A 17,999-nucleotide genomic window follows, 5' to 3' on the forward strand; every position below is an offset into this window, starting at 1 on the left:
CCCTGGCCGGCCGTCCCACCGCACGAGCGCTCAGCGGGCCACCGCCGTGCGGTAACCCCGTTCGTTCGCCAGCAGGTTGCGGTGGGTGTCCTCCGCCGTGACGACCCCTCCGTCCAGGACCAGCACCCGGTCCGCCGCGTCGAGGAACGCCGGGCTGCTGGTGATGACGATCGTCGTGCGGCCCCTGCGCAGCTCGGACACGTTGCGGGCGATGAGCTGCTCCGTGACCGCGTCCACCGCCGTCGTCGGGTCGTGCAGCACCAGGATCTCCGTGTCGGCGGCCAGCGCGCGGGCCAGGGACAGCCGTTGGCGCTGGCCGCCGGAGAGGTTGGCGCCCCGGTCGCGGACGGGGTGGTCGAGGCCCTCGGGGTGCAGGGCGACGACGTCGGTGAGCAGCGACGCCTCGACGGCCTCGGCCACCGTGCCGCTCGTCCCCGTGGGGTCGATGTTGGTGCGCAGGGTGCCGGCGAAGATCTCGCCGTCGTACGGGTTCACCAGCAGGTGCGCGCGGACGGCCTCGACGGACAGCTCCGCCAGGTCCTGCCCGCCGATGCGGACCGTCCCCTCGTAGGCGGCGGGCGGGACGGCGACCGCCAGTACGGCGGCGAGATCGGCCGCGGCGCGCGGCTGGTAGGGGGCGACGGCCACGAACTCGCCCGCCTTCACCTTGACGGTGAGGCCGTCGAGCGTGCCGTGGCGGACGCCGTCGATCTCCAGGCCACCGCCCGGGGCGGGACGGCAGGTGCCGGGGGTCATGACCGGCGGCGCCGCCAGGACCAGGGCCATGCGCTCCGCCGACGCCCGGGCGATCATCACGTACTTGGGCATCTCCGAGAACAGTTTCAGCGGCTCCATGATGAACTGCGCGAGACCGACGGCCATGACGAGTTCCCCGATGGTGATGCGCCCCTCGAAGGCGAGCAGACCCGCCAGCAGGGTGACGGCTCCGGCGAGGACCGCGTTGAGGGCGAGCGCGGTGCCCGCGTAGACGCCGTTCACCCGGGCGACGGTGATCGACTGCCGGCGCGCCTCGGTGCTGACCTCGCGGTAGGACCGGAACGCGGCGTGGTTGCCGCCGAAGCCGTGCAGCGGGCGCAGGCCCGTGATCAGGTCGGCGACCTTGGCCCCGGCCCGTGCCACGCGTGCCTGCTGCTCCTGGGTGCTGGAGCCGATCCGCCGGGACATCACGCTGAGCACCGACAGGATCGCCACGGTGCCCGCGATCACGAGCAGCCCGAGCCGCGGGTCGGCCAGCCCCAGCGCGACCGCGGCGACGAGCACCGCGACGAGCGAACTGACCAGCAGCGGCACCACCTCGATGATGTCGGCGGTCTGGTCGGCGTCCTCGGTGGCGATGGTCAGCACCTCGCCCGACTTGAGGTCGACGTCCCGTGCCACCGGTTGCAGTCCGCAGCCGGCGACCTGCACACGCCAGCGGTGCGCCTCGGTCGTGTTGGCCTTCTGCAGGATCCGCATGCCGAACCGCCACGACAACGACACCGTCGTGATGATCACGGCCAGGGCGCCGATCGACAGGGCGAGCGCGCCGAGGCCGCGGTCGCCGCGCAGGGCGTGCTCGACGATCAGGCCCAGTGCGATGGGGAAGGCCGTCTCACCGGCCTGGTAGAGGCCCATGAGCAGGGTGCCCCAGGCCATCGCGCCGAGGTTGCGGCGCAGGGCGGTGCGGAGGATGGCGGCCCCCTGGCGGGGCCGCTGTGCGTCAGTGGTCATCGAGGTGGCGGGCAATCGCTTCCGGGGTACGCAGGGTGAACAGGTCACGGATGGTGATCACGGGACCGTACTCGCGGCGGAGCAGCCCGGCCAGCCGCACCGCCAGCATGGAGTGTCCGCCGAGGGACACGAAGTCGCTCACCGCGCTCACCTCGTCGTCGTCCAGGTCCAGTGCCTCGGCGAACATCTCGCACACCGTGGTCTCGGTCTCCGTCAGCGGGCCCCGCTCCCCCGCCGTGGTCAGGGCGCCCAGCGGCCGGGCCTCGGGCAGCGCCTTGGTGTCGGCCTTCCCGTTCACCGTCAGCGGGAGGGCGTCGACCCGCGCGTAGTGCGTGGGGCGCAGGAAGTCCGGCAGGGCGGCACCGACCTCGGTGGCGACGTCCGCCAGCTCCGCCCCGTCCAGCACCAGGTAGGCGGCCAGCCGGTGGGCGCCGTCGACCTGCGGGTCGGGCTGGGCGACGGCCGCCACGAACCGCACCGCCGGGTGCGCCGCGAACGCGGCCTCGACCTCCCCCGGTTCGACCCGGTGGCCGCGGATCTTGACCTGCTGGTCGGTGCGGCCGAGGTAGGCCAGGTGGCCGTCGGGCCGGCGCACGACCAAGTCGCCGGTGCGGTACATGCGCTCCCCGGGTGCCGCGAAGGGGCAGGCGACGAAGCGGTGCGCGGTCTGGCCGGGCTGCCCGAGGTAGCCGCGCGCGATGCCCACGCCCGACACGTACAGCTCGCCGGGCACCCCGTCGGGCAGGGGCCGCAGCCACGGGTCGAGGACGTACACGTCGGTGTTGTCGATGGGGACGCCCACCACGGGGTCCGCGCACTCGAAGGTGCCGACCCCGAGGGTGTTGATGGTGTACTCGGTAGGTCCGTACAGGTTGTAGCCGACCGTGCCCTCGGTCCGGGCCAGGCGCTGCCACAGCGCCGGGGTGACGGCCTCACCGCCGAGCAGCACCAGCGCAGGCCGCCTCGCGGGGTCGTCCAGCAGTCCCTCGGCGAGGAGTTGCTGCGCGTAGGTCGGGGTGACGTTGACGACGTCGATGCCGTGCTCCAGGCAGTAGGCGACCAGCCGTGGGGCGTCGCGGCGCAACTCCTCGTCGCAGATGTGCACTTCGTGTCCGTCGGCCAGCCACAGCAGCTCTTCCCAGGACATGTCGAAGGCGAACGACACGGTGTGCGCGATGCGCAGGACCCGGTGGCCGTGGCGGGCCAGCACCGGCTCGAAGATGCGGCGCTGATGGTTGATCAGCATGTTGGTCAGGCCGGCGTACTCGGTGACGACGCCCTTGGGCCTGCCGGTCGAGCCGGAGGTGTAGATGGTGTAGGCAGGATGGCGCAGCCGGCCGGGGTCGTGCGGGTCGAACGTCGTGTACGGCGCGGCCTCGTCGAGCGGCCGGTCGAGTGCGATGAGGTCGCCGGTGAGCCGGTGCGCGACCGCGCTCACGGTGAGGGTCACCTCGGGCCGGGCGTCGTCCATGACGGCGGCGATCCGCTCGTCCGGGTGGTCCAGTTCCAGTGGGACGTAGGCGGCGCCGGTGCGCAGGACCGCGAACAGCGCCACGATGGAGTCGAGGGAGCGCGGGATCGCGAGCCCGACGGTGGTCTCGGGGCCGATGCCGCGCGCGACGAGCACTCCGGCGATCCGGCGGCTGCGGTCCCGGAGTTCGGCGAAGGTCAGTGTCGCGCCGTGGGCGACGAGGGCCACCCGTCCGGGGGTCCGGTCGGCGGCCCGGTCGAACCGGTCGACGACGGTGTCGGTGCCGATGGCGGTGCGCTCCCCCGCCCGCGGAACCGGTGCGAGGCCCGGCAGGGCGCCGACCGGGCCGGTCGCGCGGGACAGGTGCTCCAGGACGCCCAGGTAGTCGTCGAGGAGGCGGCGGGCGCCGGCCGTGTCGCCGTCGCGGTACTCCAGCTTGACGGTGAGCCGGTCGCCGGGGGTGACCACCCAGGTGAACGGGTAGTGGGTGGAGTCGTCGGCCCGCACCGAGGTGATGCCGTGCCGGGCGTTCATCTCGGCGAACGCGTCCATGTCCAGGAAGTTCTGCAGCACGAACAGGTTGTCGAACAGGGTGTCGTGCCCGCCGGCCCGCTGGATCTCGCCGAGCCCGAGGTGCTCGTGCTCCATCGCCTCGACCCGGGCCGCCTGCACGGCCGTCAGGTACGCGCGGACCGAGTCGTTCGGGCGGGCCCGGGTCCACGTCGGCACGGTGTTGAGGAGCACCCCGACGACGCCGGACAGTCCCTCGCCCTCGCGGCCGGAGACCGTGACACCGAACACCGCGTCGCCGCGGCCGGTGCGTGCCCCGAGCAGCAGGCCGAACGCGCCGGTCAGCACCGCGTTGAGGGTGACGCCGTGGGTCCTGGCCGCCTCCCGGACCAGGTCGGAATGCTCGGCCGACAGCGTGTGCACGAGAGCCTTCGGCAGGTCGTCGGGGAGGGAGGGCGCGGGTCCGGCCAGCAGGGTCGGGCCGGGCAGGCCGGCGAGGTGGTCCGTCCAGAAGCGCTCGGCCGGGCCGGGGTCGCGGGCGGCGAGCGCCCGGGCGTACTCCTCGAAGCCCGGGACGGCCGGTGCCGGGTCGAGGGGCTCGCCGGCGAGGACGGCGCGGTAGGCGTCGAAGAGGTCGCGCAGAACGATCTCGCGGGACCAGCCGTCCCACAGGATCAGGTGGTAGCTCAGGAGCAGCCCGTCGCGGTCGCCGGGCAGCCGCACCACGGTCATGCGGATCAGCGGCGGCTCGCCCGGGTCGAACCCGGTGACGCGGTCCCGGGCGCGCAGCTCGTCGGCCTCCGCCTGGGAGGCGAGCTCGACCGTGCGGACGCCGACGCGCCGGCCGGCCCGCAGGACCTGGACCGGGTTGCCGTCGTCGTCGGTGGTGAACCCGGCGCCCACCACCGGGTGCCGTGCCATCACGTACGCCATCGCCTCGGCCAGCGCGCCGGCGTCCAGGCGCCGGTCGAAGGTGAACCAGTTCTGGGCGACGTAGTGGCCGGCCGGGCCGCCCAGCTGGGCCTGGAAGTACAGGCCGCGCTGGAGCGGGGTGACCGGCGCCGTGCGCTCGGCGGTCACGGCGGCTTCCGTGATGTGGTGCAGGGCGTCGCGCCAGTGCTCGGTGATCTCGTCCGGCACTCCGTCGGCCAGGACGAACTCGGCCAGCAGGCTGCCGGTGGCGTCGTCGGTCCAGGCGTTCACCTCGACGGCGTACGGGCTGGGCTGCTGCCCCGCGCTCAGGTGCAGGGCACGGGACTCGCCGCCCCGGCCGAGGTAGTTGAACAGGACCTGCGGGCGGCCGGTGAGCAGGGGCGCGGTCTGCGGGTCGAGGTACCTCAGCTGCCCGTAGGCGAGGTGCCCGGACTCGTCCGGCTGGCGCGCGGCGAGTTCGCGGGCCGCGGCGACGGGATCGGTGTGCGGGGTGAGCCGGACCGGCGCGATGGCGGTGAACCAGCCGACGGTCCGGGTGTAGTCGTGGTGCGGGAGCACCGGGACCCGGCCGTGCCGCTCCAGGTCGACGGCGAGGTCGGTGGGCTCGGGCTGGACGCGGGTGAGGGCGGTGCGCAGGGCCCCGCAGAGCAGTTCGGTGAGGCCGACGCCGAGCGCGGCGGGGGCGGTGCGGGTGAGCCGGTCGCTCACGTCGGGGGCGACGACGACGGTCGTCTCGCGCAACGGCCCGCCGCAGGGCAGCGGTCGCGGTGCCCGCAGGGTGTTCACCCAGTGGTCCAGGCTGTCGGCGCCGGTGGCCGACCGGAGGGTGAGGGCCTCGGCGTACTCGGCGTAGGACGTCGTCGGCGGGGCGAGGGACGCGCCGCCGAGGGCCGCCGTGAGGTCGTCGAGCAGGATCAGCCAGGAGACCGCGTCGACGGCGAGGTGGTGCACGGTCACGACCAGGGTCCTGCTCGCCTCCAGCCAGGCGAAGGCGATCAGGTCGCCGGTCGTGGGGTCGAGCCGTCCGGCCGCCTCGTCGGCGACGGCTGTCGCGTCGGTGGTGTCCGGCCGTGCGACGGTGATCTCGCGCGCGGGCTCGGTGCGCAGGGTCCACACGCCGTGTGCGGTGCCGAGGCGCAGCCGGAGGGCCGGGTGCGCGGCGACGACGGCCCGTGCGGCCCGTACGGCGTCGGCGTGGGTGGCGCCTGCGGGCGCCGGGAGGGCGCGGGCCTGGGCGAAGCGGGCCAGGGGGCCGCCGAGTTCGCGCCGGCGGAGGATGATCGGGGTGGGGGGCAGCGGTCCGTCCTCGCGGTGGGCCCTCTCGGGCGCGGGGGCGGTGGCCGTGCCGCTGCGCAGGTGTCCGGCCAGGGCGCGGGGTGTCTTGAGCAGGAAGACGTCGCGAGGGGTGAGGGGCAGGCCCTGCGCCCGGGCCCGGTTCACGACCGTGATGGCGACGATGCTGTCGCCTCCGGCGCGGAAGAAGTCGGTGTCCGCGGTCACGTCCGCTCCGGGCAGCGCCCGGGCGAAGACGTCCACCAGCGCGGTGACGGCCGCGTGGTGGTCCGCGGCCGTTCCCGGATCCGCCGCCTGATTCCCGTCGGTCCCGAGGGGGCGTTCGGCCAGGGCGCGCCGGTCGAGCTTGCCGTTGACCGTCAGCGGCAGGGCCTCGATCGGGAGCACCCGGCGCGGGACCATGTGGGCGGGCAGCCTCTCCGCCAGCCGGTCCTCCAGGTCGGCGGGTGCGTCGCCCACCACATGCGCCACCAGGTGGTCACCGGTGTCCGACACCGTCACGGCCGCGTCCCGCACGCCGTCCAGGTCCCTGAGCGCGGCCTCGACCTCGCCCGGCTCGATGCGGAACCCGTTCAGTTGCACCTGGTCGTCGGCGCGGCCGACGAACCGCAGTTCGCCGTCGAGGGTGCGGACGGCGAGGTCGCCCGTGTGGTACATGCGCGAGCCGTCGGCCGCGAACGGGTCGGCGACGAACCGTCCGGCGGTGAGTCCGGGCCTGCCCAGGTAGCCGAGGGACAGCTGGTCGCCGGCGACGTAGATCGCGCCCACCCGGCCGGGCGGGACGGGCCGGAGCCGTTCGTCGAGGAGGTGGGTGACCAGGCCGGGGATCGGGCCGCCGATCGGGCTCGTGCCCGCCTCGCCGGTGAGGTCCTCCTCGCGCAGCACCCGGTGGGTGACGTGGACGGTGGTCTCGGTGATGCCGTACATGTTGACCAGCTCCGGCGCGGCCGTGCCGTGCCGTTCGACCCAGTCGCGCAGCCGGCCCGGGTCCAGGGCCTCGCCGCCGAAGATCACCCGGCGCAGCGCGGGCAGCGGTTCGCCGGCGGCCCGGTCGGCCTCGATGAACCGGTGGAAGGCGGACGGCGTCTGGTTCAGCACGGTGACGCCTCGTTCGCGCACCAGCCGGTGGAACTCGACGGGTGAGCGGGTCAGCGCGTGGTCGGGGACCAGCAGTTCACCGCCGTGGGCCAGTGCGCCCCACAGCTCCCAGACGGCGAAGTCGAACGAGAAGGAGTGGAACTGCACCCAGACGTCGTCCGGGCCGAAGCCCATGTCCGGTTGGGTGCGGGCCAGCAGCGTCACCACGCTGGAGTGCGGGACGACGACGCCCTTGGGCCGGCCGGTCGACCCGGACGTGTAGATCACGTACGCGGGGTCGCGCCAGTCGGGCCCGGGCCCCGGCCGGGTGGGGGCGGCCGGTGGTGTCTCACCCGGCACGAGGACGTGGGCCGGCACGTCGGCCCGGCTCACCAGGGCCGTGAGACGGTCGCGGTGCTCTCGGTCGACGAGGACGACCTGCGGGGCCGCGTCGGCGAGGACGTACTCCAGCCGCTCGTCGGGGTAGGCCACGTCCAGGGGGACGTAGGCGCCGCCGGCGCGGACGATCGCGACGAGGGCGACGACCTGCTCGACCGACCGCGGGACGGCGACGGCCACCCGGGTGCCCGGCCCCACCCCGGCGGCGCGCAGGACGGACGCCAATTCGTCCTTGAGCCGGGCGAGTTCGCCGTAGGTGACGGATCGCGTGGTGCCGTCGAGGCCGCACTGGGTGACGGCGGTCGCGGCCGGGTCGCGGCGGGCGGCCGCGTCGAAGAGGGCGTCCAGGGTGGCGGGGGCGACCGGGGCGGGCCGTCGGTCGCCGTCCCGTGCCAGGTCGGCGGCCGGGGTGCCGGGGCGGGTGAGCAGACCGGTGAGGGTCCGGGTGAAGGTGTGCAGCAGCGTCCGGGCCGTGGCCGGGTGCAGGAACGCGCCGTCGTGGACCAGGTTGAAGCGGGGGCGGCCGTCGGGGGCGCGTTCGACCACGAGGGTCAACGGATAGTGCGGGGCGCCCTCGTTGACGATGCCGGTGACCTTCAGTGTGTCGCCGGGGCGCCCCAGGGCGGTCGGGTCGGTGGCGACGTCGAACACCACCAGGGTGTCGAAGAGGGGCCCGGTGCCGGCCCGGCGGCCGATGCGGGCCAGGGAGACGTGCTGGTGCGGCCGGACGCGGGTCTGGTGGTCGCGGACCGCGGTGAGCAGGCCGGCCGCGGTGGTGTCCGCTGTCCAGCGGACCCGCACGGGGACGGTGTTGATGAACAGGCCCACCATGTCCTGGATGCCGGGCACGTCGGCGTCGCGGCCGGAGACCGTGGAGCCGAACACCACGTCGTCGCGCTGGAGGACGCCGCCCAGGGTGAGGGCCCAGGCGGCGTGCACGGCCACGCTCAGCGGGACGCCGGCCTCGCGCGCGGCGGTGTCGAGGTCGTCCTGGGGGTGCACCACGGCGTCGGCGAACCGGTCGGAGGGGGTGCGGCCCTCGGCGACCAGGCAGGGACCGGGCAGTCCGGCCAGTTCCCCGTGCCAGACCCGGTCGCTCTCCTCGGTGTCCCGGCCGGCGAGCCAGTGCAGGTAGTCGGTGAAGCCGCCGGCCGGGTGGACCGTGCCCGGTGCGTGGTACTCGGCGAGCAGCGCGCGGAGCATCGGCGGGACGGACCAGCCGTCGGCGATGATGTGGTGGACGGTCTGCACCAGCACGTCGCGGCCCGCTCCGGCCCGGATCAGGGTGGAGCGCATCAACGGGCCGGTGGCGAGGTCGAAGCCGGCCCGGCGGTCGCGCTCGGCGAGGTCGCGTATCTCCTCGTCGGTGATGCCGGGGCGGTCGAGCGTGGTGAAGGGTGCCGGCACGCCGTCCTCCAGCACGGACACCACGCGGCCGTCGGCCAGGGACGTGAAGCGGGCGGCCAGGTTGGGGAAGAGGGTGAGCAGCCGGGTCGCCGCCGCGGCGAGCCGGTCCGTGTCCATCTCGCCGTCCAGGGTGAGCAGTTGCTGCTCCACGTAGGCCCCGGCGGAGTCGTCGTCGAAGACGGAGTGGAAGTACAGGCCCTCCTGGAGCGGGGTGAGCGGCAGGACGTCCCGCAGGGCCGGCCCGTCCAGGGCGTCCACGTCGGCCTGGGTGAGCGGCACCAGGGGGAAGTCGCCGGGGGTGTGCCCGCCCCGGTCGAGGGCGGCCAGTGCCTCCAGTGCCGTGCGGAAGTAGCCGGCGAGGGCGGTGATGTCCGCGTCGGTGAACATGCCGTCGGGCCAGGAGACGGTCGTGACCAGTTCGTACGCGCCGCGGGCGGCGGGTTCGGCGATGGCGTTGAACTCCAGGGCGCGCGGCAGGCGCATGCCCGGGTCGCGCTTCTCGCCCAGTTGTCCGGTGGTGCCCGCGAGTTGCCAGTCACCGGGGGCGCCGGCGGCGAAACGGCCGAGGTAGTTGAAGAGGACCTGCGGCGCGGGTGCGTCGAACTCCACGTCGGCGAGGTAGCGCAGGGCGCCGTAGGAGACGCCGTGGTCGGGCACCCGGGCGAGGTCCTCCTTGACCGCCTTGAGGGCGGCGGCCAGGTAGCCGGGATCGGTGGGGTCGGCCGCCGGCCCGGGGTCGACGGTGACCGGGCAGAGGGTGGTGAACCAGCCGACGGTCCGCGACAGGTCCGGCTCGAACCCGGCCGGGCCGGCGACGCACTGCGGTTCGCGGCCGTGGCCCTCCAGCTCGATGTACGCGAACGTCTGGTCCTGGCCCAGGTCGCGGCGCCACCGGGCGAGGGCGACGGCGAGGGCGGTGAGCAGCACGGCGTCGACCCCGGTGTGGAACTTCGCGGGGATCTCGCCCAGCAGCGCGGCGGTGGCCTCGGGGCCGACCGAGACGGTGTGCAGGCGTTCGCGCGCGACGGTGTCCGTCGCGGCCAGGTGGCGCCGGCCCAGCGGCAGGTCCTCCCCCGGCAGCGGGCGGCGGTGGTACGAGCTGTCGGCGTCGAACGCGGCGCGTTCCAGCAGCTGGGTCCAGCGCCGGAACGAGGTGCCCTCCGGGGCCGGTTCGACGGGGGCTCCCGCACCGTACCGGCGCCACGCGGTGGCCAGGTCCTCCATCAGCACGCGCCAGGACACCCCGTCGATCACCACGTGGTGGGCGACGAGCACGAGTTGGCGTGCCGCGCGGCGCAGGACGGCGCTCAGCATGACACCGCCCTCGGGGTCCACTCCCTCGGTGGCGAGGGCGACGCAGGCGTCGAGCGGGAGGTCGCTCTCGCGCCACCGGGCCCGGCCCCGCCCGGCCTCGGGGATGTCGAAGCCCCAGCGCTCCCCGCGCACCAGGCGGGCGCGCAGCATGGGGTGCGTGTCGAGGAGGGCGGTGAGCAGCGTGCCGAGGGCGTCCGCGGTGAGCTCGGCGGGGGTGTTCAGCACGACCGACTGGACGAATCCGTCGACGGCGTCGGTGGTCTCGCCGAGCCACTGCACGATGGGCGAGCCGACGACGGTGCCGGTGGCGACGTCGGCGTGGTCCACGGTCCGCACGGCCTCCCGGCTCGCGACCGCCGCGAGCGCGCCCGCCGTGGGGTGCGCGAAGATCTGCCGTGCCGTGATGTGCAGCCCTCGCTCGCGCAGCGCGCTCAGCAGAGAGATGGCGAGGATGCTGTCGCCGCCGAGCTGGAAGAAGTCCTGGTCGACGCCGGCCTCGTCGAGCCGCAGCACCTCGGCGACGGCGTCGCACACGGCGCGTTCGTCGTCCGTGACGGGCCGCACGAGAGAGGACGCGCCGACGGCGGGCTCGGGCAGGGCGTTGCGGTCGAGCTTGCCGTTGGCGGTGAGCGGGAACTCCGCCAGGACGACGACGTGGGCGGGCACCATGTACGCGACCATGTGCGCGGCGGCCCACGCCTTGACGTCCTCCGCCCGCAAGTTTTCGCTCCCCGCGGCCGGGATGACGTAGCCGACGAGGTACGTGCCGCCCGCCGCGTTCTGCTTCGCGACGACGCAGGTGTGCCGTACGGCGGGGTGTTCCGCGAGGCCGATCTCGACGTCCTCGATCTCCAGCCGCATGCCGCGGATCTTGATCTGGTTGTCGGCGCGGCCGAGGAAGTCCAGGGAGCCGTCCGGGGCGAAGCGGGCGAGGTCGCCGGTGCGGTAGAGGCGGGAGCCGTCGGCGGCGAAGGGGTTGGCGACGAACCGGGAGGCCGTCAGGCCGGGGGCGCCGACGTAGCCGCGGCCGAGGAGGAACCCGCCGACGTACAGTTCGCCGCCGACGCCGACCGGGACGGGGCGCAGCTCCTCGTCCAGGACGTACAGCTGGGTGTTGGGGTTGGCGCGGCCGATGGAGGTCGACAGGCGTTCGGCGGCGCCGCGGTAGACGACGTGGGAGACGCCGATGGTCGTCTCGGCCGGGCCGTACCCGTGGTACATGGGGATGTCGAGCTTGGTGCGGAACCGCTCGTACAGCTCGGGGGTGAGCACCTCGCCGCCGCACCACACGTGCCGCAGGCTGTCCAGGCTCCCGGAGTCGCCGGCCATCTCCAGCAGCACGTCCAGCATGGACGACACCAGGTACGTGAAGGTGACGCGCTGCTCGGCGATGACGCCCAGCAGATGCTGCGGGTCGCGTTCGCCGCCGGGCCGCAGGACGACGAGCCGGCCGCCCGAGACCAGGGGCAGGAAGATCTCGTTGACGGAGATGTCGAACGACAGCGGCGCCTTGAACAGCGAGGCGTCGTCGTGGCCGAAGCCCAGGATCTCGTTCACCTGCCACAGCAGGCGTTCGCTGATGGCCTCGTGCCGGATCATGGCGCCCTTGGGCCGCCCGGTCGAACCGGACGTGAAGATGACGTAGGCCAGGGCGTCACCGGGGACGGTGACGCCGGTGCCGTCCTCGGGGTACGCCTCGTAGCGCCAGTCGCCGAGGTCGACGGCGACGGCGTCCGGTTCGGCCGGGTCGTGCTCGCCGGAGGCGTTGAGCTGGAGGACGACCCGGGCGTCCTCGACGACGACGGCCCGGCGCGCCGCGGGCCACTGCGGATCGAGCGGGACGAAGGCGCACCCGGCCTGGAGGACGGCGAGCAGGCCGATCACCATGTCGGCGGAGCGGTCGAGGGAGATGCCGACGACCTGTTCGGGCCGCAGTCCGCGCTCCACGAGGTGGTGGGCCAACTGCGCCGACAGCGCCGCGGCCTGACGGTAGGTCAGTGAGCGGTGTTCGTCGACGACGGCGACCGCGTCCGGTCGGGCCAGCGCCTGGGCCCGGAACATCTCGACGACGCAGGGGCGGTCCCGGTCGGCCCGGTTGTCGTTCCACTCGGCCAGGGTGGCGAGCCGGGCGGCCACGCTGGACGGGCCGACGGATCCCAGGGGCCGGTCGGGGAAGTCGGCCAGGTCGTCCAGGGTGAGCTGGGCATCGGCGGCGTCGACGCCGTCGGGCAGGGTGATGCCGAGTCCGTCGGCCGTGACGTGCCAACCGCCGGTCGTGGCACCGCCGTTGGCGGCCCAGCCGAGGACGTCGGCGAAGAGGGTGCCGGGCGTGAGGTCGAGGCCCTCCGGACTGCGGCCGGTCGCCCAGTAGGCCAGGGAGATCGCGCAGGCCTCGGCGATGGTCCGGTCCGGGTGGTCGCCGATCCGGCGGCGGACACCGGCCAGTGCCGGATTGGAAAGACGTACGAGACGAGCGCCCGACTGCTTCATGCGTGACTACCCTCTCTCCAGGCCCGCCACAGCCGTGCGTACCGGCCGCCCTGAGCCACCAGTTCCTCGTGCGTGCCCTGCTCCACGACGCGTCCCGCCTCCAGCACGGCGATCCGGTCGGCGGCCATGGCCTGGGAGAGCCGGTGCGCCACGAACAGCGTGGTCCGGCCCTCGCACGCGGCCCGTACGGCCCGTTCCAGTTCCGCGGCTCCCTCGCTGCCGGCCTCCGCGGTCGACTCGTCGAGCACCACCACCGGGGCCCGGCCCAGCACCAGCCGGGCCAGGGCGATCTGGGCGACCTTGGTGACGTCCAGCCGCTCGCCGCCCTCGCCGACCGGCGTGTACAGCCCCTCGGGCAGGGCGTCGGCCCACTCGCCGGCCCCCACGGTGCGCAGGGCGGCGCGCAGTTCGGCGTCGCTCGCGCCGGGCGCGGACAGCCGCAGGTCGTCGGCGAGCGGGCCGGAGAAGACGTGGGTCTCCTGGGTGAGGATGCTGACCAGGGCCCGTGCCCCCGCCTCGTCGAGATCGGCGAGGTCCCTGGTGCCGATGCGCACCGTGCCGGTCTCCGGGGTGCCGATGCCGGCGATCAGCGCGGCCAGGGTCGTCTTGCCCGCGCCGGTCGCGCCCACCAGCGCGAGGGAACTCCCGGCGGGGATGGACAGGTCGACATTCCGCAGCACCGGTTCGGCGGCGCCCGGGTAGCGGAACGTCAGCTCCCGCACCGTCACCGCGTACGCCCCGGGCTCCGCGGCGGTGACGGACGCGTCGCCGACCAGCCGCTCCCCGGACGACTCCCCGAGCACCCCGACCAGGCGGGTCAGGCTCGCGCCCGACTTCTGCGCCTCGTCGAAGGTGAACATGATGGCGCCCAGCGGGGTGAACAGCCGGTGGAACAGCAGCGGAGCCGCCGCCACCTCGCCGAGGGTGGCGGCGTCCGCCTCCAGCAGGGCGTAGCCGACCAGGAGGATCAGGACCAGCCCGATGAACTCGGCGCGGTTCTCGCGGCCGACGAACCGGCCGAAGAAGCGGAACACCTCGACGCCGAGGTCGCGCACCCGCCACGACTCGTCGGTGACCTTCTGGCGGAAGGCCCCTTCCAGGCGGTACGCCCGGACGGTGTCGATGCCGTTCAGGCCGCTGATGAACGCCTGTGCGCGGTCGGCCTGGGCCGTCCGCTGCCGGCGGTACAGGGGCGCGGACCGGGGCAGGTACCAGCGCAGGGCGAGCGCGTAGGCGGGCAGCGCGCCCGCGCCGGCGAGGCCGAGGCGCCAGTCCAGCCCGAACATGCCGAGGGTGGCGACGACCACCAGCACCCCCGCCGAGAACACCGTGGGGACGGCGGTGCGGATCCCCCTGGAGATGACGGCCACGTCGTCGCCGACCCGGGAGAGCACATCGCCCCGGCCGACCTGTTCGACGCGGGCGCTCGGCATGCCGAGGACCGCGCGGACGGCGCCTTCGCGCAGGCGCGCGAGGAGGTCGGCGCCCAGCCGGCCGATGAGGTAGGTCGACACCGCGGTGGCCGCGGCGCCGAGCAGCGCGGCGACGCCGATCAGGACGCCCACGGTGACCAGGACCGACCGGTCCTCGCCCCCGACGACCCCGTCGACCACGCGGCCGAGCAGCAGCACCGGCAGGACCTGGAGGGCCGCCCCCGCGATCGTGGTGAGCACGGTCGCGGCGGTCAGCCAGGGCGTCTCACGGCAGTGTGCGGCGACCCAGCGGCCGGCTTCCCGGCCGGTCGTGGTGCGCAGGGCCGCCGGGGCGGCGCGCGTGTCGGTGGCGCTCACTCCTGCCCGACCGGGTCGACGGGTCCGGCGACCGCGTACGGCATCGCCGACGACCCTCGCCGGAGCCGTCCGGCCTTCGTTCGGTGCAGGAGCATCGACGTCCCTTTGCTCTCGTGTCCGGTACGCCGCGCCCTCGGTTCGAGGGCGGGCGGCACCCTGGCGTGAAGTGAGGCAGCCTAAGTCGCTCGGGCGGGGTGGCCCGCCTGCGCCACCCGTCAGCGGGCCGTGCTGCCCGTGCCGTCGGTGAGGGTCCGCATCGGGCCGGCTCCGGATCCGGGCCCGCGGCCCAGGAGGGAGTCGAGGATCTCGCCCACCCTGACGGCCGTGTTGGACAGCAGGGAGGAGGTGATGCCGTGCGTGTGCTCCGTGCCGCCCTGGAGGTAGATGCCGCACCGCAGGGCGGGATCGGTGGCGATGCGGTAGTCCCGCTCGACGCGGACCCGTCCCTCGTCGTCGCGCAGGCAGCGGTCGGCGACCTCGCCGAGGAGGCCGGTGGGGTCGGCCGGGGCGTACCCGGTGGCCAGGACCACGACGTCCGCGTCGAGGTCGGTCTCCTCCCCGGTGACCAGGGACTGCACCGTGCACCGGACGCCGGAGGGCGACTCCTTGACGCCGGTGAGCCGGGAGACGTTGAGGAAGCGCAGCCGTTCGGCTCCGAGCACCTTCTCCTGGTACGCCTGCCGGTAGAGGTCGTCGATGAGGTCGATGTCCACCACGGAGTAGTTGGTGTTGCCGTGGTAGTCCATCAGGCGGCGTTTGACGTCCTCCGGGGCCGCGAAGTACTCGTCGACCGCCTGCGGGTCGAAGATGCGGTTGGCGAAGGCGCTGTCGTCGGCGGGGCTGTAGCCGTAGCGGGAGAACACCGCGCAGACCTCGGCGCCGGGGAAGCGGCGGTGCAGGTAGGCGACGTTCTCGGCGGCGCTCTGCCCGGCACCGACGACGACGAAGCGTGTGGGCGAGGTGCCCGTCAACTCGTCCACTCTGGCGAGCAGTTCGGAGTTGTGCCAGACGCGGTCGCCGCGCTCGACGCCGTCCGGCAGCAGGGGGCGCAGCCCGGTGCCGATGACGAGGTTGCGGGCCCGGTGGACCTCCAGGCCGCCGCCGGAGCGGACGGTCACCTCCAGGTGCTCCACGACGCCGTCCCGGCCGACGGGCGCGACGCCGACGACCTCGTGGCCGTAGGAGACCATGTCGTCGACCCGGGACGCCGCCCACTCGAAGTAGTCGTGGAACTCCACGCGCAGCGGGAACAGGTTCTTGTGGTTGATGAAGTCGATCAGCCGGCCCCGGCTCTGCAGGTAGCACAGGAAGCTGTACTCGCTGGCCGGGTTGCGCAGCGTCACCAGGTCCTTGAGGAAGGAGACCTGCATGGTGGCGTCGTCGATGAGCATGCCGCGGTGCCAGCCGAAGCGGGGCTGCTGCTCGAAGAAGCGAGCGGTGACCGCCTCCTGCCCGCCGACGTGTGCGTTGTGCTCGCGGAGTGCGATGGCCATGGCCACGTTGGACGGGCCGAAGCCGATTCCGATGAGGTCGTGGACCGGTGGTGCGTCATCAGGAGGAACCTGCGACATGTCACTCCCATCGTGCGGGGCAGCCGCGTGTCGGGTGGGGAGGGAACGGGAGACGGGCATGCCAGTTGGAGACCGGCATCCCCGTGAAACTTAGGTGAGCCTAAGCTAAACCGTCAGGACGTGTCGACAGGACAAAACAGACAGCCCGCCACCTGACGCTTCGCCAACTCCTGGCATTGAAGGCCCCGTTGTGAACTAAGGCAAGCCTTGCTTTACTTGCCTCGGTCATCGCCCTGCCCCTGAGGAGGAACCCCATGCGGGTCGTCATGTTCGGTTACCAGACCTGGGGCCACCGCACCCTGCAAGCCCTCCTGGAGTCCGAGCACGACGTCGTGCTGGTCGTCACCCACCCCAAGAGCGAGCACGCCTACGAGAAGATCTGGAGCGACTCCGTCGCCGACCTCGCCGAGGAGCACGGCGTCCCGGTGCTCATCCGCAACCGCCCCGACGACGAGGAGCTGTTCGCCCGCCTGAAGGCGGCCGATCCGGACGTCATCGTGGCCAACAACTGGCGTACGTGGATCCCGCCGCGCATCTTCGCCCTGCCGCGCCACGGCACGCTGAACGTGCACGACTCGCTGCTGCCGAAGTACGCCGGCTTCTCGCCCCTGATCTGGGCCCTGATCAACGGCGAGTCCGAGGTGGGCGTCACCGCGCACATGATGAACGACGAACTGGACGCCGGCGACATCGTCCGGCAGGAAGCCGTGCCGGTCGGGCCGGCGGACACGGCGACCGACCTGTTCCACAAGACGGTCGACCTCATCGCCCCGGTCACCATCGGCGCCCTCGCCCTGATCGCCTCCGGGCGGACGGAGTTCACCCCGCAGGACCGCTCGCAGGCGTCCTTCTTCCACAAGCGCTCCGACGAGGACGGCCGCATCGACTGGTCCTGGCCCGCGGAGGACCTGGAGCGTCTGGTGCGCGCCCAGTCCGAGCCGTACCCGAGCGCCTACACCTTCCACCGGGGCCGGCGCCTGGACGTCCTGGCCTCGTTCGTGTCCGAGGGCCGCTACGGCGGCACCCCCGGCCGCATCTTCTACCGCGAGGGCGACGGCGTGGTGATCGTCGCCGGGGCCGACGCCCGCACCGGGCGCAACCGCGGCCTGGCCCTCACCCGGGTGCGCACCGCGGACGGCCGGGAACTGCCCGCGACCGAGTACTTCACCTCCATGGGCGGCTACCTCACCGACCGCCCCTGACCCGCCCGGCCGGACGGCCCCGCCGCTCAGGCCCGCCAGGCGTACCGGCGTTCGGGCCGTCCGGTGGCTCCGTAGCGCAGCGTCACGTCCGCGCTCGCGATGCTGTGGAAGTACTCCAGGTAGCGGCGGGCGCTCACCCGGGAGAGGCCGGTGAGGGCCGCGCACTCGGTGGCGGACAGGGTGCCGTCCGCGTCGCGCAGGGCGCGCTCCACCAGCCCGGCGGTCTCCACGCTCATGCCCTTGGGCAGGGTGGGGGCCGGTGCCGGTGCGAACGCGCCGGCCAGGACGCGGTCCACGTCCGCCTGGCCCCGGACGACCGTGCTCAGCAGCCTGCCCCGCTGGGCGGCGTAGCGCTCCAGGCGGGAGCTCAGGTCCGCGAACCCGAAGGGCTTCAGCAGGTAGTCCACCACTCCCCGGCGCACCGCGCCGCGCACCGTCTCCGCCTCCTGCGCCGCGCTGACGACCATCACGTCGCAGTCGTGCCCGGCGGTGCGCAGCCGGGGGATGACGTCGAGACCGAACAGGTCGGGCAGGTACAGATCGAGCAGGACGAGGTCGGGGCGCAGCGCCCCGACGGCCTCGATGGCCTGGCCGCCGCTGTGGGCCTCGCCGACGACGCGGAACGGCTCGACGCGTTCGACGTACCGGCGGTGGACCCGGGCCACCATGAAGTCGTCGTCGACCACGAGCACGTCGATGGTCCCCGGCTTGTCGCCGTCCGCGCCCATGGCGCCGCTCCTTTTCGCCTCCGTGCCGGTGAGGTGGCCGACGGCCGTGCGTCCGGTGCAGGCGGCGCCGTTGCCGAGTCGTC

General features: G+C 73.8%; 6 protein-coding genes. 1 reads left to right on the forward strand and 5 read right to left on the reverse strand.

Annotated elements, in window-relative coordinates; all coding sequences use genetic code 11:
- Nucleotides 1–30: 30 nt before the first annotated feature.
- The 4 genes from ACZ6ZN_RS02790 to ACZ6ZN_RS02805 all read right to left on the reverse strand — a co-directional run bounded on the left by ACZ6ZN_RS02790 (nucleotide 31) and on the right by ACZ6ZN_RS02805 (nucleotide 15,986).
- Nucleotides 31–1,731 carry an ABC transporter ATP-binding protein gene (locus ACZ6ZN_RS02790; protein ID WP_469642578.1) on the reverse strand — a complete coding sequence of 567 codons (1,701 nt, stop codon included), beginning with the start codon at nucleotides 1,729–1,731 and terminating at the stop codon, nucleotides 31–33.
- A complete protein-coding gene (locus ACZ6ZN_RS02795) occupies nucleotides 1,721–12,625 on the reverse strand; it encodes a non-ribosomal peptide synthetase (RefSeq protein ID WP_469642580.1) in 10,905 nt (3,634 codons plus the stop codon). The genes ACZ6ZN_RS02790 and ACZ6ZN_RS02795 overlap by 11 nt, the downstream gene beginning before the upstream one ends.
- Complete coding sequence (locus ACZ6ZN_RS02800; protein ID WP_469642582.1) at nucleotides 12,622–14,415, reverse strand: ABC transporter ATP-binding protein; 1,794 nt, start codon at nucleotides 14,413–14,415, stop codon at nucleotides 12,622–12,624. Before ACZ6ZN_RS02800 ends, ACZ6ZN_RS02795 begins: the two co-directional genes overlap by 4 nt.
- A 215-nt stretch (nucleotides 14,416–14,630) precedes the next feature.
- Nucleotides 14,631–15,986, reverse strand: coding sequence for a lysine N(6)-hydroxylase/L-ornithine N(5)-oxygenase family protein (locus ACZ6ZN_RS02805; RefSeq protein WP_469642585.1), 1,356 nt, complete (start codon nucleotides 15,984–15,986; stop codon nucleotides 14,631–14,633).
- Between the two features lie 254 nt (nucleotides 15,987–16,240).
- Between ACZ6ZN_RS02805 and ACZ6ZN_RS02810 the strand changes: the two genes are divergently transcribed.
- On the forward strand, nucleotides 16,241–17,188 hold the full coding sequence (locus tag ACZ6ZN_RS02810) for a methionyl-tRNA formyltransferase (RefSeq protein WP_451878539.1): 948 nt from the start codon (nucleotides 16,241–16,243) through the stop codon (nucleotides 17,186–17,188).
- A 26-nt stretch (nucleotides 17,189–17,214) separates the two neighbouring features.
- On the opposite strand, the gene ACZ6ZN_RS02815 is transcribed toward ACZ6ZN_RS02810, so the two are convergent.
- A complete protein-coding gene (locus ACZ6ZN_RS02815; protein ID WP_469643932.1) occupies nucleotides 17,215–17,916 on the reverse strand; it encodes a response regulator in 702 nt (233 codons plus the stop codon).
- Nucleotides 17,917–17,999 lie beyond the last annotated feature (83 nt).

The sequence above is a fragment of the Streptomyces sp. NPDC053665 genome, from assembly GCF_055585285.1.